The sequence below is a fragment of the Streptomyces sp. BR123 genome (assembly GCF_013401435.1).
In the GTDB taxonomy this organism is placed as follows: Bacteria; Actinomycetota; Actinomycetes; order Streptomycetales; family Streptomycetaceae; genus Streptomyces.
Genome location: NZ_JACBGN010000056.1, coordinates 1 through 20,629 on the forward strand (window position 1 = coordinate 1; position 20,629 = coordinate 20,629).

Here is a 20,629-nt window from a genome sequence, read left to right on the forward strand (position 1 = left end):
CCACCGCCCTCCCCCCGAGGTGCTCACACGGCCCCGGCTCCGGTCAGGGCGCGGACCTCCGTCTCCGCGTGCCGGGCCGCGTCGGCCTCCTCGGCGGAGGTGACCGTGCCCGCCCAGCCGGCGAGGAAGCCCAGCGGAATCGAGACCAGGCCCGGGTTCTGCAGCGGGAAGAGCTGGAAGTCCACCCCGGGGAAGAGGGAGTCCGGGCTACCGGACACCACCGGCGAGAGGATCACCAGCAGCACTGCCGGGACCAGTCCCCCGTACACCGACCAGACGGCGCCGCGCGTGGTGAAGCCGCGCCAGAACAGCGAGTACAGCAGCACGGGCAGGTTCGCCGAGGCCGCCACCGCGAAGGCGAGCCCGACCAGGAACGCCACGTTCAGGTCCTGGGCTAGCAGTCCGAGGGCGATCGCCACGGCCCCGATCCCGACGGCCGCGGCCTTGGCCACAGCGACCTCGCTGCGCTGTCGCGCGTGGCGGCGCTTGAGCGAGGCGTACAGGTCGTGGGCGACCGAGGCCGAGGAGGCGAGCGTGATCCCGGCGACGACGGCCAGAATGGTCGCGAAGGCGATCGCCGCCACGAGCGCGAACAGCACCGCGCCCCCGGTCGAGTCGGCCCCGCCGCCCAGGTACGCCGCGAGCAGCGGCACCGCCGTGTTCCCGGAGGCGTTGGAGGCCCGCACCTCGTCCGGTCCCACCAGCGCGGCCGCCCCGAAGCCGAGCACGATGGTCATCAGGTAGAAGCCGCCGATCAGGGCGATCGCCCACACCACCGAGCGGCGGGCCGCCCGCGCGGTCGGCACCGTGTAGAAGCGCGACAGGATGTGCGGGAGCCCGGCCGTGCCGAGGACCAGTGCCAGGCCGAGGCTCATGAAGTCGAAGCGGGCGGTCCAGTCGCCGCCGTACTTGAGCCCGGGGCCGAGGAAGCGCAGCCCGTGCCCGCTGCGTTCGGCGGCACTCGTCAGCAGCAGGTCGACGTTCCCGTGGAAGCGGATCAGGACCAGCGCGGTGAGGGTGACGGCCCCGCCCATCAGCAGCACGGCCTTCACGATCTGGATCCAGGTGGTGGCCCGCATCCCGCCGAAGGAGACGTAGACCACCATGAGCGCCCCGACCGCGATGACGGTGACCGTCCGGGTGGTGGTGCCCGAGTCCCCGAGCAGCAGCCCCACGAGGCTGCCCGCACCGACCATCTGCGCGACGAGGTAGAGCACCGAGACGGTGACCGAGGAAGTGCCGGCGGCGATCCGGACGGGCCGCTCGCGCATGCGCGCGGCGACGACGTCGGCGAGGGTGAAGCGCCCGCAGTTGCGGACCAGTTCGGCGACGAGGAACAGGACGACGAGCCAGGCGACGAGGAAGCCCACGGAGTACAGCAGGCCGTCGTAGCCGAACAGTGCGATGAGGCCGGAGATGCCGAGGAAGGACGCGGCGGACATGTAGTCGCCGGCGATGGCGAAACCGTTCTCCATCGGGGAGAACAACCGCCCGCCCGCGTAGAACTCCTCGGCCGAGCCTCGCCGGTTGCGGCTGACCCATGTGGTGATGCCCAGGGTGACCGCGATGAAGAGGCTGAACAGCATCAGCGCGAGGGTCTGGTGCTCGGTGGTCACCGGCCGCCCTCCCGGCTGCCGTTGCGGGCGCGCGCCTGGCCGCGGTTCTGTTCGAAGACCGTCCAGCGCAGGTCCAGCGCGGCCCGGTCCCTACGCCGGCGCGCGTGCCGGGCGTACGCCCAGGTCAGCAGGAAGGTGCTGAGGAACTGCCCGAGACCGGCCAGCAGGGCCACGTTGACCGCGCCGACGACGGGCCGGGCCATGAGGCCGGGCGCTGCCGTCGCCGCGACCACGTAGGCGACGTACCAGAGGAGGAATCCGGCGGTCGCGGGGACGACGAAGCCCCGGTAGCGGCTGCGGACCTCCTGGAAGGCAGCACTGCGCTGCACTTCCAGGTAGACGCTGTCGGACGCCTCGGGCGCGGGCCCGCCCTCGCCGGCGGGCCGCCGCGGCGGTGTGCCGTCGTATCCGCCTTCGCCCTCGCCCCAGCCGACGGCGAGCGCGTCGTACCAGGGGTCGTCGAGCCGGATCGTTCCGGCGTCGGGACCTTTGTGCTTGTCCACCGAACTCTCCTTGTCCGCTGCCGCATTGGCGGCGTGGCACAAGGATGAGCGGAATGGGCGGTTTCCGGACTGGTGTACCGGTGCTCTTCACTCCAACAGGTGACGAACCGGGAATTCCGGGGCTGCGGAAGCCGGACGGGGCGGGCGGCCGGCACCCGGTTCGGTGCCGACCGCCGCCCCTGACAGCCGGACGCAGAACAGCAGGACGCAGAGCGGTCAGGCGTCGATGCGCGAGCGGTCCAGGGTCGCGGCGGAGCTGGTGATGAACTCCTTGCGCGGGGCGACCTCGTTGCCCATCAGCAGGTCGAAGACCTGCTCGGCCGCCTCCAGATCACCGATGTTGATGCGGCGCAGGGTGCGGTGGCGGGGGTCCATGGTGGTCTCGGCCAGCTGGTCGGCGTCCATCTCGCCCAGACCCTTGTAGCGCTGGATCGATTCCTTGTAGCGGATGTTCTTCCGCTGGAATTCGAGCAGCGTCTGGCGCAGTTCGTTGTCGGAATACGTGTAGACGTACTTGTCCTGGCCCTTCTTGGGCTGGACGAGTTCGATCCGGTGCAGCGGCGGAACGGCCGCGAAGACCCGGCCCGCCTCGACCATCGGCCGCATGTACCGCTGGAAGAGCGTCAGCAGCAGGCAGCGGATGTGCGCGCCGTCCACATCGGCGTCGACGAGCAGGACGATCTTCCCGTACCGCGCGGCGTCGATGTCGAAGGTCCGGCCCGAGCCGGCCCCTATGACCTGGATGATCGCGCCGCACTCCGCGTTCTTCAGCATGTCCGAGACCGAAGACTTCTGGACGTTCAGAATCTTGCCGCGGATCGGCAGCAGCGCCTGGAATTCGGAATTGCGAGCCAGCTTCGCAGTGCCGAGGGCGGAGTCGCCCTCGACGATGAAAAGCTCGCTGCGCTCGACGTCGTCGCTGCGGCAGTCGGCCAGCTTGGCGGGCAGAGAGGACGTCTCCAGCGCCGTCTTCCGCCGCTGTGCCTCCTTGTGCTGGCGGGCCGCGATACGGGTCCGGGCCGCCGCGACGATCTTCTCCATCACGGCGCGCGCCTGCTGCTTGTCGTCGCGCTTGGTGGAGGTCAGGAAGGCCTTGAGCTCCTTGGCGACGACGGCGGCGACGATCCTGGTGGCCGCCGAGGTGCCGAGCACCTCCTTGGTCTGGCCCTCGAACTGCGGCTCGGCCAGCCGGACGGTGACCACCGCGGTCAGGCCCTCCATGGCGTCGTCCTTGACGACGTCGTCCTCGGCGACGCGCAGCAGCTTCGCCGACCGCAGCACCTCGTTCACGGTCTTGGTGACCGAGCGCTCGAAGCCGGTGACGTGCGTGCCGCCCTTGGGGGTGGCGATGATGTTGACGAAGGACTTGACGCTGGTCTCGTAGCCGGTGCCCCAGCGCAGAGCGATGTCCACGCCCAGCTCGCGGGTGACCTCGGTGGGGGTCATGTGGCCGCGCTCGTCGAGGACGGGGACGGTCTCCTTGAAGGTGCCCTGGCCGGTCAGGCGGAGCACGTCGCAGACGGCCTTGTCCTGGGCGAGGTAGTCGCAGAACTCGCTGATGCCGCCGTCGAAGCGGAAGACCTCCTCGGTCTTGCCGGCGCCGTCGATGCCGCGCTCGTCGCGGACGACGATGGTCAGGCCGGGTACGAGGAAGGCGGTCTGGCGGGCGCGCTGGTGGAGCGTGTCCAGGGAGAGCCGGGCGTCCTTCAGGAAGATCTGCCGGTCGGCCCAGTAGCGGACCCGGGTGCCGGTCTTGCCCTTGGCGATGCGCTTGATCTTGCGCAGGCCGTTGGCCGGGTCGAACGGACTGTCCGGCCCCTGCGCGGCGAAGACCCCGGGAACGCCGCGGCGGAAGCTGATCGCGTGCGTGGAGCTGCCGCGGTCGACCTCGACGTCGAGACGGGAGGAGAGCGCGTTGACCACGGAGGCGCCGACGCCGTGCAGACCGCCGGAGGCCGCGTACGAGCCGCCGCCGAACTTGCCGCCGGCGTGCAGCTTGGTCATGACGACCTCGACGCCGGACAGCCCGGTCTTGGGCTCGACGTCGACGGGGATGCCGCGGCCGTTGTCACGGACCTCGACGGAGGCGTCGTCGTGGAGGATCACCTCGATGTGGTCGCAGTAGCCGCCCAGGGCTTCGTCGACGGCGTTGTCGATGATCTCCCACAGGCAGTGCATGAGACCGCGGCTGTCGGTGGACCCGATGTACATGCCGGGGCGCTTGCGGACGGCTTCGAGGCCTTCGAGGACGAGCAGGTGCCGCGCGGTGTAGTTGGAGCCGTCCCGGTCTGCTCCGGACAGCAGCGCGCTGGAAGGCACGGACGTGTCGGCGGTCACGCAGTTCGCTCCTCGCTGAATTTCTCTTCTGGCCCCGTCGGGGCGCAGGGTGGCTCGGTTGCCCGTCGAAGGGTACCGAGGCCTGGTAGAGCCGATGCAACGCCACCCTCGCCAAGGATCAGCGTAGTGCAGATCCGCACGGGTGTTCGATCCCCCAAGGGGGTGAAGCAAACATCACGTTCACATCCAGGCATGAACCATTTAGGGTTCGGGCACGTCCTCATGAACAACCGGCACTCGCGCCGGGGAGGACGAACTGCGACAGACGAACTGCGACAAGCGAACGACTGACAACGCGAAACCGTAAAGCAACGCAATACGGCTCCTTCGCCGCCAACCGGCAGCAGCCGGCCAGCTTCGGAAGGAAGTTTCGAGGAAAAGCCGCGAGCGGGAACGTTTTCGGCCTGGTTGGATGTTGACCCTGGTACGACAGCTCGTCGAGCTGAGAGAAGAGGCGACGTGACTACTGTTCTGACACCCGCGACCCCGCTGACGGCCGCTGACCGATGCGACCGTTGCGGCGCCCAGGCATATCTGCGCGTCGTCCTGCTGAGCGGTGGTGAACTGCTCTTCTGCGCCCACCACGGACGTAAGTTCGAGCCGGAACTCAAGAAGATCGCCGCGGAAATACAGGATGAGACCGAGCGGCTGACGTCCGCCCCGGCGGCGCACGCCGACACCGAGGACCGCTGACCAGCCTGTACCTCACATCCGACGAGCCAGGGCCGGCCACGCCGGTCGATGGGTGGCACTTCTGAGATCCAGAAGTGCCACCCATCCTCACGTCTGCGGCCCTTCCGGTGCGCCGCCGGACGCCCGGCGGCGCCTGTGGCGCGCGTGACCGAAAACAGCTGCCGGGAGAGTCACGGGCGCTCCCGCCGGGGCCTCTGCGGCCACAGCGGCACGGCGGGCCGCCCCCGGCGTCCCCGCCGGATGCCCCGTAAGAGCGCTTGCAGCCGGTGCGTGGCGCCTTGCGCTCCCCCATGCGCCGTCTTGGTCGACCGCACGCCGCCGGGCCGCCTCCGGGCCCCTCACGAAGTCGGCGAACGCTGCGATACGCGTGTAGACGCCCGGGCTGTCCGCCCGGCCACAGCCTCGCCCCCAGGACACCACGCCGATGAGCCGCCCCTGCGCGACGAGCGGACCGCCGCTGTCGCCCTGGCAGGCGTCCCTGCCTCCGCTGCGGTGGCCCGCGCAGATCATGGATTGCGGCCGGTACTGGCCGTCCGCGTCCCCGGGGTAGGCGCGCAGGCACTCCTCGTCCGCCAGCACCGTCACTCGCGCGGACCGCAGCCCGTACGCGTAGTCGCCGAATCCGCTCGTGTCGCCCCACCCGTAGACGACGGCCTCACTGCCCTCGGCGTAGCCGGGATGCCCCTCCCCGGCCGGTGGGAGCACGGAGCGTGCGGGTACGGCTTCGTGGAGTTCCAGTACGGCCAGGTCCCCGGCGTTGCTGTGCGGGTCGTAGTCAGGGTTCACCCGGACGGCGCGCACCGCGATCTCCCTGCCCTCGGCCGCCCTCAGCTCCGTACGTCCGGTGATCACCCGGAGGTCGGGGACGCCGTCGACCGTACTGCCCAGCACCTCGCGGCTCAGACAGTGGGCCGCGGTGGCCACCCGGGTCGGGCTCACGAGAACGCCGCCGCAGAACTGACCGGCCCGGATACCTCCGAACCGGTCACGGCTGGCCAGGGCCACCACCCAGGGACTGTCGGCCACCTTCACCGGTCTGCCGCCGATCACCACACCGTCCGCGGCTGCCTGGGGGGCGCGGGCCAGCGGCGCCGCGGCCGCCCCCGCCGCCAGGGCCAGCGCACCCGCCAGAGCACGGGAAAAGGTTCGACGCATCGGGCCTCCTGACTCTGAGTGTGGACGACTCCACCCAGAGTGGGATGCCCGGTGGCCGTGCGCACCCGCGCGCGGCCCCGCCTGCCCGGGCCGGGCAGGGCCGGGCAGGGCCGGGCCGGGCCGGGCCGGGCAGGCGGACGTAAGGTCCGTCAGTCCAGGTAGTCGCGCAGTACCTGGGAGCGGGACGGGTGGCGCAGCTTCGACATCGTCTTCGACTCGATCTGGCGGATGCGCTCGCGCGTGACGCCGTAGACCTTGCCGATCTCGTCGAGGGTCTTGGGCTGGCCGTCGGTGAGGCCGAAGCGCATGGAGACGACGCCGGCCTCGCGCTCGCTGAGGGTGTCGAGCACCGAGTGCAGCTGCTCCTGCAGGAGTGTGAAGCTGACCGCGTCGGCCGGGACGACCGCCTCGGAGTCCTCGATGAGGTCGCCGAACTCGCTGTCGCCGTCCTCGCCGAGCGGGGTGTGCAGGGAGATCGGCTCGCGGCCGTACTTCTGGACCTCGATGACCTTCTCGGGGGTCATGTCGAGTTCCTTGGCCAGCTCCTCCGGGGTGGGCTCGCGGCCCAGGTCCTGGAGCATCTGCCGCTGCACGCGGGCGAGCTTGTTGATCACCTCGACCATGTGGACGGGGATGCGGATGGTGCGGGCCTGGTCGGCCATGGCGCGGGTGATCGCCTGCCGGATCCACCAGGTCGCGTAGGTGGAGAACTTGTAGCCCTTGGTGTAGTCGAACTTCTCCACCGCACGGATCAGGCCCAGGTTGCCCTCCTGGATCAGGTCCAGGAAGAGCATGCCGCGGCCGGTGTAGCGCTTGGCGAGGGACACCACGAGGCGGAGGTTGGCCTCCAGCAGGTGGTTCTTGGCCCGGCGGCCGTCCTCGGCGATGATCTCCAGCTCGCGCTTGAGCTTGGGTGCCAGCTTGTCCGAGCCGGCCAGCTTGTCCTCGGCGAACAGGCCGGCCTCGATCCGCTTGGCGAGTTCGACCTCCTGCTCGGCGTTGAGGAGCGGGACCTTGCCGATCTGCTTGAGGTAGTCCTTGACCGGGTCGGCGGTGGCGCCGGCCACGGCGACCTGCTGGGCCGGGGCGTCGTCCTCGTCGTCGGAGATGACGAAGCCCTTGTTCTCGCCGCCGTCCTCCTCCTCTTCGACCTCTCCCTTGACCTCGCCGGGACCCTGTTCGAGGAGGTCTTCCTCGGCGATCTCGTCGGTGTCCTTCTTCGCCGCCGCCTTCTTCGCCGCCGTCTTCTTGGCGGCGGGAGCGGCCTTCTTGGCCGCCGTCTTCTTCGCCACCGCCTTCTTGGCCGCCGTCTTCTTCGCGGCGGGCTCGGCTGCGGGCTCCTGCGCCAGCGCGTCCGCCGGCTCCGGGTCCGCCGTTTCGGCCGCCGGTGCCGCGGCGGCGGTCCGCGCAGCCGTCGTCTTCGCCGCGGCGGTCTTCGTGGCCGTCCGCTTGGCCGGGGTCTTCGCTGCGACGCTCTTGCGGGTGGTGCGCTTGGGCGACTCCGCGGCACTGACCATCAGCGTCACACCCTCTTCCTCGAGGATCTGGTTGAGGCTGCGCAGAACATTCTTCCACTGGGTCGCAGGAATCTGGTCAGCCTCGAAGGCCCGACGCACGTCATCGCCGGCGATCTGCCCCTCGGCCTTGCCCCGCTCGATGAGCGCCATCACAGACTCGGAATCGGCGATTTCCGGCGGGAGCGTACGGGATGTGCTGGCCGACACGAACAACCTCTCGGAACGATGGGAACGGCTTCCGACCCCGGCCGGGTGGTGCTGGACCGGAGCCGACGACCACCGACTGGGGATGGGCCGGGGGCGCGGGCAGGGGCCGGGGAGCTGCACAGCACCCGCAAGGGCTGCTGTCTTCCCTCCGTCGGCCATCACCTCTCTAGGTCATCGCTTGACTTCGCAGAGCGTTACGCCCCAATCTTCGTGGCCCAAGTCACAACCCGGGGCCGAATGAGCCGCGTGGAGGGACGTAGCCGCAGGTCAGACGGGAACTGCGAGCAGCCGGCACAGGGTCGCAAAACGGTCACAAAACGGCCGGAAAGGACCGGGTGGGCGACAGCCGCGCGCCGCAGGAGTCCGGAGGCGCTGAAGTCCGGAGGCGCTGAAGTCCGGGGGGGGGCAGGACCGCGTACGCCGGTGTCGCCGGACCCGGCCGGGTCCGGCGACATGCGACATGTGCGAGTACCTCCGTGCCTTCCGTCCGGGCGGCTCCGTCAGTGCTCGCGCGGGGCGGGTACCACGCGCTCGACCTCGGGGTGCACCGTCAGCAGCTGGCGCATCGCGCTCTCCGCGCCGGCCGCGTCCCCCGCGGCGAGGGCCTCGACGATCCGCGCGTGGTGTGCGACGCAGGTCTCGCTGGGGCGGTCGCAGGTGGTCGTGGGGCTGCCGGAGACCTGGAGCGCGGCGGAGACGATGCCGGAGAGGTGCTCCAGCATGCGGTTGCCCGCGACCTGGATGAGGAGGGCGTGGAACTCGTTGTCGGCGCGCGCGAAGGTGATCGCGTCACCCTGCGCGAGGGCGTGCCCCATGATCTCGACCATGTCGGCGAGGCGCTGCTGGACGTCGGCGCGGCCGTGGCCCGCAGCGAGGCGGGCGGCGAGGGGCTCGATGGTCCAGCGGAGCTCGTTGAGCTCGCGGCGCTGGTCCTCGCGCTGGGGGCCGAAGGCGCGCCACTCGATGATGTCGGGGTCGAGGAGGTTCCAGTCGGCGACGGGGCGGACCCGGGTGCCGACGTTGGGGCGCGCACTGACGAGGCCCTTGGCCTCCAGCACGCGCAGCGATTCGCGGACCACCGTGCGGGAGACCTCGAAGCGCTGGCCGATCTCCTCGGGGACCAGCGGGCGGTCCGCACCGAGGTCGCCGGAGACGATCATCTGGCCGAGCTGCTGGACGAGTTGGCCGTGCAGCCCGCGGCCGCGGCTGCCCGCCGCGCGGCGGCCGACCCGGCTCAACTCGACGTCGGCGCCGTCCCAGTGGGGTGTTCCGACGCGGTCCGTCCCGGAGGACTCCGTGTAGGGATAGCGGTCCAGTTCGCCCGGGCCGGCGAGGCCGGAATCGGCATGGCGGGCGGCGGTCATCATGGTGTGCGCAAGGGTACTCACGAATCCTTTGTCGGCCGTGCCTTCATGGGCCTTGAGGTCTTTGGTGAAAAGCACACGAAAGGGTGATAGGCGTCACCTGCGCAATTGACGACTTATCGTAAGTAACCGGGCTTTTCATGGGGAGTTGCGGTCCGGTTCACCCGATGCGAGCGCATCCGGTCACTCGGCGGCCGCGAACGGGACCGCATCGATCACCAGCGGACGCGACTGCGCAGCCCTGTGAACCCATAGGCGCACAACAGGACCATCAGCGACAACAGCAGTGCGGTGCCCACGGGTTGGGCCATCACCCGCAGGATCCCGAGGAGCAGCCGGTCCGCCTCCGGGGGCCACTGCGCCCAGGCCAGTCCGCGCAGCCGGGCCGCGGCCCCGGCCACCGGATGCGCAGACGGGCCCTCCAGCACCTGCCGCACGAGCGGCACCACCCCGACCGGTACGGCGAGCACCGCGGCCAGGCCCGCGGTCGCCGACCGGAAGACGCCGGAGGCCAGCACGCCGGCCCAGGCGCAGCCGACGAGCAGGCCGGCCCAGCTCACGACCGGGGAGATCCACCGGTCGGGATTGCGCAGCGGTCCGCTGCCGAAGACGAGGTGCAGGGCCGCGGCGTCGGCGGCGGCGGCGAGCGCGCCGAGCAGCAGGGCGAGGGCGGCGCAGACGGCGAGCTTGGCGGCGAGCAGGCCCATACGGCGAGGGACGGTGCCGCGATGGGCGGCGAGCGCGGGGTAGCGGTATTCCTCTCCGAAGGCCAGGGCGCCGAGCAGGCCGGCTCCGAGCGCCGCGGGCGGCAGGGGCAACAGCTCCGGCCAGGCGGCCAGCACACGGCTCTGCGAGGCCCCGCCGGAGCGCGCCAGCGCCAGGGCGGTGACGACGGAGACGGCGACGACGAGGGCGGCGGTGAGAGCGGGCGTGGCGGTTCCGAAGACGCGCAGCAGTTCGTAGCGCAGCGGCCGCAGTGGGCCGCCCACCCTGCGCACGGGCGAGGCGGGCGGCCGGGCGGCGGGCCGCCGGCGCTCGACCCCGGCCGGGGCCGGGCCCGAAGCCTGTGAGCAGGAGTGGGCAGCCGTTCCGGCCGCTTCGGCGGAGGCTTCGGCGCCGGAGGACGCGGCGCGCGCCTGCGGGACCGGGGCTTCCTCCGGCGTGACGGCCGTCCGGGCGTCGCCGGTTTCGTCGGCGAGCTGGTGGACGAGGACGCCGTGGCGGAAGGCCGCCTCGCCGACCTCGGCGCAGTTCGTCCCGTACACGGACAGGTGGTTGCCGCTCTCCTCGACGATCTCCACCGGGCGCTGTGCGGCCCGGGCCTCCCGGCCCAGTACGTCGGCCAGCCGGGCGGCGTGCGGGGTGCGCACGGCAACCCGGGGCCGCAGCCGGGTGCGCGCGAAAGCCGCGGCGTCCTGGTCGGCGACGAGCCGCCCGGCGGCGATGCTGACGACCCGGTCCGCGCAGCGTGCGGCCTCCTTCGCGTCGTCGGTGGTGAACAGGACCGCGCCGCCGAGGGCGGCATGGCCGCGCAGCAGGCCGTGGAGCCAGTCGCGGTCGCGGGGCGAGAGTCCCGCGGCGGGCTCGTCGAGGAGCAGGGTGCACGGGTCGGCCAGCAGGGCGGCGGCCAGGGCCACCCGGCGCTCCATGCCGAGCGAGAGCGAGCCGAGTCGCTGGTCGCGCAGGCCCGCGACGCCGACGACCTCCAGGACGGCGTCGGCCCGTGAGGCGGGCACCCCGGCCGCGGCGCAGAGCATGCGGAGCTGGCCTCGGACCGTCCGCGCGGGGTTGCCGGGGACGTCGCCGAGCAGCACGCCGACCTCACGGCCGGGCTGCGGGATCCGGTGCAGCGGGCGCCCGCGGAAGTAGGCCACACCGCGGCCCGGTTCGAGTTCCAGCATGAGCCGCAGGGCGGTGGTCTTGCCCGAACCCGGCTCGCCGAGGAGGGCGGTGACGGCACCCTGGGGGGCCTCGAAGGTGAGGTCGTCCACGAGGGGTGGAAGGTCTCGACGGGGAGTGCTGGTGAGTCCGATGGCCTGGAGCATCGCTTCCCTCGCGGGGGGTGAGACCGCTCTGCGGCAGGGTCAATTCCCCATGCAAGATAACGCGACATGTCCGATTTTCGCGGCATTTCAGCTGCGCATGCCCCCGTGTCGGTCCCCGTATCGGCGCCGGAGCTTGCGGAGCCCGCGGCCAGAACTCAGGCTTCCGGCCGCAGCATCGGCGGATTGAGCAGGGTGGCACCGCCGGCCCGGAACAGCTGGGCGGGCCGGCCGCCCTGACGGGTCGTCGTCCCCCCGGCCGGCACGAGGAACCCGGGGGTCCCGGTGACCTTGCGGTGGAAGTTGCGGGGGTCGAGTGCCACGCCCCACACCGCCTCGTAGACCCGGCGCAGCTCGCCGACGGTGAACTCGGGCGGGCAGAAGGCAGTGGCCAGGGAGGAGTACTCGATCTTCGAACGGGCCCGTTCCACACCGTCGGCGAGGATCCGGGCGTGGTCGAAGGCGAGTCCGGACGGCGCTTCCTCCCCGGCCGCCAGGAGCTCGTCGACGGGGGCCCAGCGCGCGCTGTTGGCATCTCCGCCGGCGCGGGGCGCAGGCAGGTCCGGAGCGAGGACGAGGTGCGCCACGCTGACCACGCGCATCCGCGGATCCCGCTTCGGGTCCCCGTACGTGGCGAGCTGCTCCAGGTGGGCGCCGTTGCCCGCGCCCGGCTCGGCGGGGTCGTGTGCGCACAGCCCCGTTTCCTCGGAGAGCTCCCGGGCCGCGGCCGCCGCCAGGTCCTCGTCCCCGCGCACGAAGCCGCCGGGCAGGGCCCACCGCCCCTGGAACGGCTGCTCACCGCGCCGGACGACGAGCGCGCAGAGGGCGTGGCGCCGTACGGTGAGCACGACCAGGTCGACGGTGACGGCGAACGGCGGATAGGCCGACGGGTCGTAGGGAGACATGCCGCGATCATAGTCGTCTTCCTGACGATAAACAGAGCTTTCGTGATCCCGAAGACGACGACGGGCACCCTACCCGCCCAGTTGAAGCGCATCCGCGGCCTCCTCCACCATGCCGAGACCGAGCCGGCTGATCCGCAGGGCGAACGGCTCGCCCGCCACCCGCAGACCGGAGAGCCGCAGCGCGCCGAGCGGGGCGCCGGCCAGCGGGACGAGGGCGACCGTGCCCGCCGGGGCGTCGGGGCGGATGCCGGCGAGCGCGGCCAGCACATGGACCCCGGCGGCCGCGGACACCGCGGCCGGACGGCAGGCCGCAGGGTGCGGGAGCGGCGCACTGCCCGCGGTGCGCTGCTCGGCGGCGTACATCTCCGGCAGCCGGAACCCGAAGCTCTCGGCGGCGTCCAGCAGGCCCCGCAGCAATGCGGCGGCCTCCTTCGCGAAGCCGGCCTGGGCCAGGCCCGCGACCGCAATGGCACTCTCGTACGCCCGCACCGCGCCCGAACGGTGACCGAAGGGGTTGTGCCCCGGCTCCCGGGAGGCCATGCTCCGCAGCCCCCAGCCGGAATCCATGGCCGGAGCCGCGAGGAGCCGGACGAGCTGTTCGGTCCGGACTCCGTCCAGCAGGCCGGGAGCCGGCAGACCGCCGCCGAGCAGGCCGCTGTCGAGGAGGTGGGCGGCGGCTCCGGTGAGCCGGGGCAGCGGCCGCCCGTCGGGGTGCAGGGCGGCGGCCGGCCTCCCGCCGTCGGGGCCGTCGATCCAGAACCGGTCCCTGAACCGGGCGCGCAGTGCCTCCGCCCGGTCGCGCCACTCCTGCGCGCCGGGCCGCCCGCACGCATCCAGCAGGTCGGCGCCGAGCAGTGCGGCCCGGTGGGCGTGGGCCTGGGTCTCGCAGCGGCGCGGCCCGGGATCCGGGTCGGCGAGGAACCCGTCCTCGCCCAGGGCGCCGCGGAGCCAGTCCAGGCACTGCTCGGCAGCCGGGAGCAGCCGGACCACGTCCCCTTCGGGCATTCCCCAGCGCCGAGCCTCGGCCAGTACCGCCGGGAAGGCGAGCGTGGCCTCGGTGCCCGTGCACCCCGGCGGGAGCTGCGGGCCGGCGCTGCGCAGCGGACCGGGGATCTTCCCTGCGTCGGGGCCGCGGCCGCCCGCCTGGGTCCGGGCCAGGGTGCGCAGAGTGGCTGCGGCGAGCCCGGTCCCGAGCGGCAATGCCATCCTGGCGGCCCACAGGGACTCCGCGGGTGCCAGCCCGAGCCGCCACGGCACGCCGGCGGCGGCGAAGGCGTCGGCAGGCTGCTCGTGGTCCCGCAGGAGCAGCGCGCCGAGGTCCTCTACGCTGGTCCGGAACCAGTCCTCGGCCCGCGGGTCGTCGCACTCCGCCCGGGCGTCGGACAACGGGTTGGCCACCTGCCCGGCCGGCGCCCGGGAGGTACGGGCGTGCGTGGTCCGCAGCTCGATGGTGCGGGACTCCCCCGGCCCCAGATCGAGCTGCCAGCGCAGCAGCCCCGCGGAGGCGAGCACGTCGTCCGGCCCAGGTTCGGCCACGGTGACGGCCTGCGCTTCGCCCGTGCTCCAGCGCAGCCCGCCGGCATGCACCCCCGCGGGCAGTTCCGGCCCGGACCGGCCGGCGGCCACCGCGGCAAGCTCGGCGAGGTCAGTGCCGAGCAGGATCTCCACGGGCAGGCGTGCCGGGCGGGCGGTGAAGCTGCGCAGGGTGATCCGCTCGGTGCCGTCCGCGTACCGCACCCGCTCGACGCCGATGTCGGGATCGGGGCCGGCTTCGCCGCCCGTGCGGACGGCCGCAGTGAACGAGGCCCGGTCGGCGCCGAGGCTGCGCCCCTGGACCGCGACCGGCTCCCGGCCTGCGACCCTGAGCACGCAGCGGGACAGGAGCCGCCGCCCGGACCGGTAGATCCCGTCGATCCCGCGGCCGGTGAGCTGACCGTGCTCGGGCGAAATGACCAGGCAGGGCGCCGATACGCAGATGACGGCTCCGTGCACGGGCGGCAGCTCGGGTCTGGGGGCTGGGATTACAGAGTGGGCCATGGTCCGCCTTGTCTGGGCGCGCTGCGCTCCGGTCGGTTCCGCCGGGCGGCGGGGCCGGGCCCCCGTCACCCTCCTGGGGAACGCCCCTGCCCCCGCGCGGGTCACGGGCCCCGGCGGCGGCGCAGCCCGCCTCGGGCCGGAGCAACGGCGGATCGCCCGCCTCGCAGCCGCGGCACCTGCGGCGGCCCGCCGTCCGCGTTCCCGCCGTTCACGGGCCCTGGTGCGCCCCCGGAACAGGCCCCGGCTCATCGGTCGCTCCCGGTGGTGCGGCGGCCCTCGCGGCGGCCTCCTCGGTCCTTGCGGCCCGGCGGGCGCTTGAGGGCCGCCATGCGCTTGCGGCGGGGTTCCCTGCGCCGCCGCTCGGCCCGCAGGCATGCCCGCAGCCCCTCCGGGTCGATGCCCTCGTTGCAGGCCTGGTGGAGCAGTTGGGCGAAGCGGTAGTCGGCGTCGGCCTGCAGGGCGAGCCCCAGGGCGATGCGGGCGGTCGGCTCGTCCCCTGTGGACCACGAGACCCAGCCGGCGAGGGTGAGCGGGGCGGCCGCGTGCTCGCCGTAGGCGCCGACGCAGCGCCGGGCCAGGGCCCGCCACAGGCGCAGCGCCGCGGCGGCCTCCTCGTCCTCCATCCATTCGGCCGCGATGTCCCGCGTCTCGCGGTCCTGGAGGCCGAGGATCAGGGTCGCGGCCTCGTCGTGCCCGAGCAGAGCGTCGTCCCAGTCGTCGGCGCCGGGCCCGCCCTCGACGGGCGGGGCGAGGGTCAGCCGCTGCATGAGGGTGCGGGCCAGCGTGATGGTCTCGGCGCCGATGTCCTTCCGGCTCGCCCCGTCGAGGATCCTCGGCACGAGGCTGGCGGCGGCTTGGTCGAGGGCGTGCTCCATCTCCCGCGCGGTCGTGCCGTTCAGCGGTGCGAGGCGCCCCTCGATCTCCCGCAGGGAGCCGCGGATCCGCAGGCCCGCGAAGGTGGCGGCGGCCGCTGCCACCGAGGTGCCGGGGGCCGCCAGGACGCTGCCCTCGGCCGGGCAGCAGCGCTCGTCGGGGCAGCAGTAGGACCAGTACCGGCCGCCGGAGATGCACAGGGCCTCCAGGACGGGCACGTCGAGCGCGCCGCAGGCCAGCCTGATCCGCTGGGCCAGGGACCGCAGCCGGGTCATCACCCGTTGGCCGCTCTCGCCGGCGCGCGGGTCCTGGCACAGGAACAGGACGATGCCGTCGGGCTTGCCGGCGCGCCGCTCGCTGCCCTGGATCAGGCATTCGGCGACGAGCCGGGCGGTGTCCTCCCACTCCGCGGGCGCGGCGGGGATGCCGAGCCGGAGCCGGCCCCCGAAGCGCCCGCCCTCGCCGTGCACGGCGACCATGACGAGGGAGTCGGTGGGGTGGAACCCGAGCAGGTAGGGCAGGGCGTCGGCCAGCTCGGCGGGGGTGCGCAGGGTGATCTGTGGGTCGGTTGGAGATCCGGACGGGCTGATGGAGGGCCTGCCGGACGGGGTGGGCGATGCGTGCTCGTTCGTCATGCCCCGACGGTCCCGCGCAGGGCCCGGTCCCGAAAGCCCTGTGGATAACTCATTGAGCTTTCGTTGAGCCATTGAGCTTTCAACATCCACAGGCTCGCGCCGCCGTTGGCGCGATGTCGGAGGCATCGGGTTGCATGGGGGCATGAACGCAGACCTGAGGTCCTCGGCCGACTCCGTACTGGCCCGGCTCGTGGGCGACACCACGGGCACCGCCCGCCTGCGCGAGGACCAATGGCTCGCGATCGAGGCGCTGGTGGCGCACAAGCGGCGCGCCCTGGTGGTGCAACGCACCGGCTGGGGCAAATCCGCGGTGTACTTCGTCGCCACCTCGCTGCTGCGGGCCGCCGGCGCCGGGCCCACCGTCATCGTCTCGCCCCTGCTCGCCCTGATGCGCAATCAGGTGGAGGCCGCGGCCCGCGCCGGCATCCACGCCCGCACCATCAACTCCGCCAACCCGGAGGAGTGGGAGGGGATCCAGGCCGAGGTGGCGGCGGGTGAGGTGGACGTCCTGCTCGTCAGCCCCGAGCGGCTCAACAACCCCGACTTCCGCGACCAGGTCCTGCCCAAGCTCGCTGCCGCGACAGGACTGCTCGTGGTGGACGAGGCACACTGCATCTCCGACTGGGGACACGACTTCCGCCCCGACTACCGGCGGCTGCGCACGATGCTGGCCGACCTGCCGCCCGGCGTCCCGGTGCTGGCGACGACGGCCACGGCCAACGCCCGGGTGACCGCCGACGTCGCCGAGCAACTGGGTACGGGGGCCGGGAGCGACGCGCTCGTGCTGCGCGGCCCGCTGGACCGGGAGAGCCTGAGCCTGGCCGTACTCAACCTGCCCGACGCCGCGCACCGGCTGGCCTGGCTCGCCGACCACATGGGCGAACTGCCCGGATCCGGGATCATCTACACGCTGACCGTGGCCGCGGCCGAGGAAGTCACCGCCTACCTGCGCCACCGCGGGCACACGGTGGCTTCGTACACCGGCAAGACGGAGAACGCCGACCGCCTGCAGGCCGAGGACGACCTCCAGGCCAACCGGGTCAAGGCCCTCGTCGCGACATCGGCCCTCGGCATGGGCTTCGACAAGCCCGACCTGGGGTTCGTCGTGCACCTGGGCTCGCCGTCCTCGCCCATCGCGTACTACCAGCAGGTCGGCCGCGCCGGACGCGGTGTGGAGCACGCGGAGGTGCTCCTGCTGCCGGGCCGCGAGGACGAGGCCATCTGGCAGTACTTCGCCTCGGTGGCCTTCCCGCCGGAAGAGCAGGTGCGCCGCACCCTGGACGTGCTGGCCCAGGCGGACAGACCGCTGTCGCTGCCCGCTCTGGAACCGCTGGTGGACCTGCGCCGCACCCGGCTGGAGACGATGCTCAAGGTCCTCGACGTCGACGGCGCGGTGCACCGCGTCAAAGGCGGCTGGACGGCGACGGGCGAACCGTGGGTGTACGACGCCGAGCGCTATGCCTGGGTGGCCCGCCAGCGGGCCGCCGAGCAGCAGGCCATGCGGGACTACGCCACGACCACCGGGTGCCGGATGGAGTTCCTGCGCCGGCAGTTGGACGACGAGGCGGCGGAGCCGTGCGGCCGCTGCGACAACTGCGCCGGGGCCCGGTTCACCGCGGACGTCTCCGGCACCGCCCTGGACACCGCCCGGGGCGAGCTCGGCCGTCCCGGCGTGGAGTTGGAGCCTCGCCGGATGTGGCCGACCGGACTCGCGGCCGTCGGCGTCGACCTCAAGGGCCGCATCCCCGCCGGGGAACAGGCCGCACCGGGGCGGGCGCTCGGCCGGCTCTCCGACATCGGCTGGGGCAACCGACTGCGTCCGATGCTCAGCACGGGGGCCCCTGACCAGACCGTCCCGGACGACGTGGCGCAGGCCGTGGTCGCGGTTCTCACCGACTGGGCACGGGGCCCGGGCGGCTGGGCATCGGGCGCCCCGGACGCGGCTGCCCGGCCGGTGGGAGTGGTGTCCCTGCCTTCGCGCAGCCACCCCCGGCTGATCGGCTCGCTGGCCGCGCGCATCGCGGAGGTCGGCAGGCTCCCCCTGCTCGGAGCGCTGGCCTACACCGACGAGGTCCCGGAATTCGGCCTGCCCTCCTCCAACAGCGCCCAGCGGGTGCGTGGACTCCACCGGGCCCTGACCGTGCCTCCGGAGCTGGCCGCGGAACTGGCCGCGGCGGCAGGGCCCGTGCTGCTCGTCGACGACCGGGCGGAGACCGGCTGGACCCTCGCGGTGGCTGCCCGGCTGCTCCGTCAGAAAGGCGCGAAAGGAGTGTTTCCGCTGGTGCTCGCGGTTCAGCCGTAGCCGTACGGGGCGCCGTCGGCGCGGCGGGGCAAGGATATGAGCGGCATACAGGCGAATTCCGGTCGGCGGCGTCAATTGCTCATTGCCGCGCGCTCGCGCACCACGCGAGAATTGGGGAGTTCCCGCGTTCGACGGCACACACTGGGCCGTGCCGCGGCGCGCCCGCACTCCAGTTGTGCCCGTCCGCGGGCGTGTACCCGAAGGGAGGACCGTGACCTTCGGATTCGCCCCGCCTTCCACATCGTCACTGGCGAACGCGACCCGCGGCGGCAGCCGGCACGGAAGACTGCTGGAACCCGGGGAGTGGTCGGCTGCGGGCATCCCCCTGCTGCGCAACCCCCGCGAGGTTGTCAGCGGACTGCATTCCCGGCACACCCCCGAGCTGTCGACCGCGATGATCGCCGTCCTCGACCCCGAGGAACGGCTCGTGGCCAGCGCCTCGTTCGTCCAGCGGTCCGCATCGGCCGACGGCTGGGAGTACCGAAACGCGCTTTTGGCCGCCCTGCGCCGGGTCATCCCCCACGACCTGCGCCTGCGCACGCCGGTGCGCACGGCCGTGCTGATGTACTGCCGGGAGGGCGACGAGCGGTGGACCGAGGAGGACGGCGCGTGGATGTGGGGGCTGCGCGACGCCTGCACCCTGCACGGGCTGCGCTGCGGCGCGTACATCACGCTGACCCGCACCGGCTGGCAGGTGCTCGGTGAAGGCCGGGGCGGCCGGCGCCCCAGCTCGGACTCGCGGCCCGAGCGGCTCGGCGACGCCGTGGCCGAGTTCGCCGCGCTGAACCTGAGTACCGCTGGCGGCGCGGCCGAGGCCCTGCGCCGTACTGCCGCACGCTGACGCGCCCTGCCTGTCCGCGGCCCGGCCTGGAGCCGCATGCCGGCACACGCGGCCGCGTCCGCGCAACCGCGTACGGACAGCCCTTGCGGCCGTACACCCTGAGCGGGCGTACGGCGGTTCGGGCCGCGGGCTTCAGCGGGGCCGGCTCCGGCCAGCCCCGCCCCTCGCCCGCACCGGGGAACGGGGCGTCAGACGCCCGCGCCCAGAACGGACTTGATCCGCTGCGGGTCACCGCACACGATCAGCAGCGCACCGGCCCGCGCGAGCGCGACCGGCAGGTTGGCGGCGGCGGCCTCCTCGGGTCCGCCGTTGGCAGCGAACACCACGACGGGACGGCCGGCGGCGCGCTTGACGTGCGTCGCATCCGCGTAGAACACGTCGTCCGCGGCGTCGTGCAGGGCCCAGTATGCGGCCTCGCCGAAGGACAGTTCGTGCGCGGCCCACGGGTGCAGCTCGCCCGTGGTGAGCACCAGAATGTCACCGGGCGCCCGCCCGGTGTCGAGCAGCAGGTCGACGGCCTCTTCGGCCGCGTCCAGCGCGCCCTCGGCGGAGGCCGGGATCAGCTGGATCTGCGGCACCGCCGTCGAGACGGACGGTGCGGTGGCGGCGGGGGGAACGGCCCCGGCAGCGGGTGCGGCCTGCGGCGCGGGCCGGGCGGCGGGACCGGGACGTCCGGGCCGCGGGACGGCGGCGGGACGCGGACCAGGTACGGGACGGGGGGTCTGCGCGGTGCGGCTCGCGGCCGGCGTGACGCGGGGACCCTGGGCACTCTCGTGAATCTGAGGCTCCTCGGGGATGAGAGGCATGAGTTGATATCTATCAAACACCGGTACGAAACGTACCGGCGGGGGGCACTTGGGTGCGATCAGAAATCGAAGCCGAGTTGGCCTCCGTTTTCCAGCTCCATCGCTTCCTCGCTGCGGCGCACCTTCTTCAGGTGGCGCCACCGGGGCAGTGCGTCGAGGTACGACCACGAGAGCCGGTGGTGCGGGGTGGGTCCCAGCTCCTCCAGCGCGGCCCGGTGGACGGGCGAGGGGTATCCGGCGTTGGCGCCGAAGGCGTAGGCCTCGAACCCGCCGCCCTGGCCGCCGAGTTCGGCCATCATCCGGTCGCGCCTGACCTTGGCGATCACCGATGCCGCGGCGACGGCGACGCAGGACTGGTCGCCCTTGATCACGGTACGGACCTGCCAGGGGGCTCCGAGGTAGTCGTGCTTGCCGTCGAGGATCACCGCATCGGGCCGTACGGGCAGCGCCTCGAGGGCGCGCTCTGCTGCCAGCCTCAACGCGGCCGTCATCCCGAGTTCGTCTATCTCCTCCGGGGAGGCGTGCCCCAGGGCGTACGAGGTGACCCACGTCTCCAGGACTTCGAGGAGGGCGTCGCGCCGCTTGTGCGTGAGGAGCTTGGAATCGGTGAGTCCTTCGGGCGGCCGGCGCAGTCCGGTGATCGCCGCGCACACGGTGACCGGACCGGCCCAGGCTCCTCGTCCGACTTCGTCGACCCCGGCGATGACCTTGGCGCCGGTGGTTGCACGGAGGGAGCGTTCGACGGTGTGAGTGGGTGCTTCGTAGGCCATGGCGCCAGCAAGATTACGCCGCCCCG

Annotated in this window: 14 protein-coding genes and 1 pseudogene; 3 read left to right on the plus strand and 12 right to left on the minus strand. The window is 72.8% G+C overall.

Translation table 11 applies throughout. The features are described from left to right. Positions 1-23: 23 nt before the first annotated feature. From HYE82_RS12160 to HYE82_RS12170, 3 genes are all read right to left on the minus strand, one after another. The gene (locus HYE82_RS12160; RefSeq protein ID WP_179174015.1) at positions 24-1,616 is read right to left on the minus strand and encodes a cation acetate symporter; all 1,593 of its coding nucleotides are present in this window, start codon (positions 1,614-1,616) and stop codon (positions 24-26) included. After that, the gene (locus HYE82_RS12165) at positions 1,613-2,119 is read right to left on the minus strand and encodes a DUF485 domain-containing protein (protein ID WP_179174016.1); all 507 of its coding nucleotides are present in this window, start codon (positions 2,117-2,119) and stop codon (positions 1,613-1,615) included. The genes HYE82_RS12160 and HYE82_RS12165 overlap by 4 nt, the downstream gene beginning before the upstream one ends. A 216-nt stretch (positions 2,120-2,335) precedes the next feature. Continuing rightward, positions 2,336-4,456 carry a type IIA DNA topoisomerase subunit B gene (locus tag HYE82_RS12170; protein ID WP_179174017.1) on the minus strand — a complete coding sequence of 707 codons (2,121 nt, stop codon included), beginning with the start codon at positions 4,454-4,456 and terminating at the stop codon, positions 2,336-2,338. Positions 4,457-4,915: 459 nt separating this feature from the next. Here HYE82_RS12170 and HYE82_RS12175 point away from each other — a divergent pair, with 459 nt between their 5' ends. Next, entirely contained in the window at positions 4,916-5,149 is a 234-nt protein-coding gene (locus HYE82_RS12175; RefSeq protein WP_114054552.1) for a hypothetical protein, read from the plus strand. A gap of 339 nt (positions 5,150-5,488) precedes the next feature. Here the strand turns inward: HYE82_RS12175 and HYE82_RS12180 are convergent. From HYE82_RS12180 to HYE82_RS12210, 7 genes and pseudogenes are all read right to left on the minus strand, one after another. Beyond that, positions 5,489-6,304 (minus strand): annotated as a pseudogene (locus tag HYE82_RS12180) (trypsin-like serine protease); the annotation flags it as partial. 149 nt (positions 6,305-6,453) lie between these two features. Then, complete coding sequence (locus HYE82_RS12185; protein ID WP_179174019.1) at positions 6,454-8,034, minus strand: RNA polymerase sigma factor; 1,581 nt, start codon at positions 8,032-8,034, stop codon at positions 6,454-6,456. A gap of 494 nt (positions 8,035-8,528) precedes the next feature. After that, complete coding sequence (locus HYE82_RS12190; RefSeq protein ID WP_309144289.1) at positions 8,529-9,470, minus strand: FCD domain-containing protein; 942 nt, start codon at positions 9,468-9,470, stop codon at positions 8,529-8,531. A 137-nt stretch (positions 9,471-9,607) separates the two neighbouring features. Beyond that, complete coding sequence (locus tag HYE82_RS12195; RefSeq protein WP_179174021.1) at positions 9,608-11,437, minus strand: ATP-binding cassette domain-containing protein; 1,830 nt, start codon at positions 11,435-11,437, stop codon at positions 9,608-9,610. Positions 11,438-11,592: 155 nt separating this feature from the next. Beyond that, complete coding sequence (locus HYE82_RS12200; RefSeq protein ID WP_179174022.1) at positions 11,593-12,339, minus strand: NUDIX domain-containing protein; 747 nt, start codon at positions 12,337-12,339, stop codon at positions 11,593-11,595. A gap of 69 nt (positions 12,340-12,408) precedes the next feature. Beyond that, a complete protein-coding gene (locus HYE82_RS12205; protein WP_179174023.1) occupies positions 12,409-14,376 on the minus strand; it encodes a glycogen debranching N-terminal domain-containing protein in 1,968 nt (655 codons plus the stop codon). Between the two features lie 245 nt (positions 14,377-14,621). After that, positions 14,622-15,884, minus strand: coding sequence for a DUF4192 domain-containing protein (locus HYE82_RS12210; protein WP_179174024.1), 1,263 nt, complete (start codon positions 15,882-15,884; stop codon positions 14,622-14,624). 142 nt (positions 15,885-16,026) lie between these two features. On the opposite strand from HYE82_RS12210, the gene HYE82_RS12215 reads away from it, so the two are divergent. Both HYE82_RS12215 and HYE82_RS12220 read left to right on the plus strand, forming a co-directional pair. Then, positions 16,027-18,186 carry an ATP-dependent DNA helicase RecQ gene (locus tag HYE82_RS12215; RefSeq protein WP_179174025.1) on the plus strand — a complete coding sequence of 720 codons (2,160 nt, stop codon included), beginning with the start codon at positions 16,027-16,029 and terminating at the stop codon, positions 18,184-18,186. Positions 18,187-18,397: 211 nt separating this feature from the next. Further along, positions 18,398-19,027, plus strand: a complete 630-nt coding sequence (locus HYE82_RS12220; RefSeq protein WP_179174026.1) for a hypothetical protein — start codon at positions 18,398-18,400, stop codon at positions 19,025-19,027. Positions 19,028-19,215: 188 nt separating this feature from the next. On the opposite strand, the gene HYE82_RS12225 is transcribed toward HYE82_RS12220, so the two are convergent. Together HYE82_RS12225 and HYE82_RS12230 are read right to left on the minus strand one after the other, a co-directional pair. Further along, the gene (locus HYE82_RS12225) at positions 19,216-19,833 is read right to left on the minus strand and encodes a hypothetical protein (protein ID WP_179174027.1); all 618 of its coding nucleotides are present in this window, start codon (positions 19,831-19,833) and stop codon (positions 19,216-19,218) included. A gap of 59 nt (positions 19,834-19,892) precedes the next feature. Then, positions 19,893-20,603, minus strand: a complete 711-nt coding sequence (locus tag HYE82_RS12230; RefSeq protein WP_179174028.1) for a ribonuclease HII — start codon at positions 20,601-20,603, stop codon at positions 19,893-19,895. Between the last annotated feature and the right edge of the window lie 26 nt (positions 20,604-20,629).

What these genes read in the sequence shown, in the direction of transcription:
- HYE82_RS12215 (WP_179174025.1), top strand. Translation starts at nt 16,027, where the DNA reads ATGAACGCAGACCTGAGGTCCTCGGCCGACTCCGTACTGGCCCGGCTC.
- HYE82_RS12195 (WP_179174021.1), bottom strand. Translation starts at nt 11,437, where the DNA reads ATGCTCCAGGCCATCGGACTCACCAGCACTCCCCGTCGAGACCTTCCA.
- HYE82_RS12230 (WP_179174028.1), bottom strand. Translation starts at nt 20,603, where the DNA reads ATGGCCTACGAAGCACCCACTCACACCGTCGAACGCTCCCTCCGTGCA.
- HYE82_RS12210 (WP_179174024.1), bottom strand. Translation starts at nt 15,884, where the DNA reads ATGACGAACGAGCACGCATCGCCCACCCCGTCCGGCAGGCCCTCCATC.
- HYE82_RS12225 (WP_179174027.1), bottom strand. Translation starts at nt 19,833, where the DNA reads ATGCCTCTCATCCCCGAGGAGCCTCAGATTCACGAGAGTGCCCAGGGT.
- HYE82_RS12200 (WP_179174022.1), bottom strand. Translation starts at nt 12,339, where the DNA reads ATGTCTCCCTACGACCCGTCGGCCTATCCGCCGTTCGCCGTCACCGTC.
- HYE82_RS12205 (WP_179174023.1), bottom strand. Translation starts at nt 14,376, where the DNA reads ATGGCCCACTCTGTAATCCCAGCCCCCAGACCCGAGCTGCCGCCCGTG.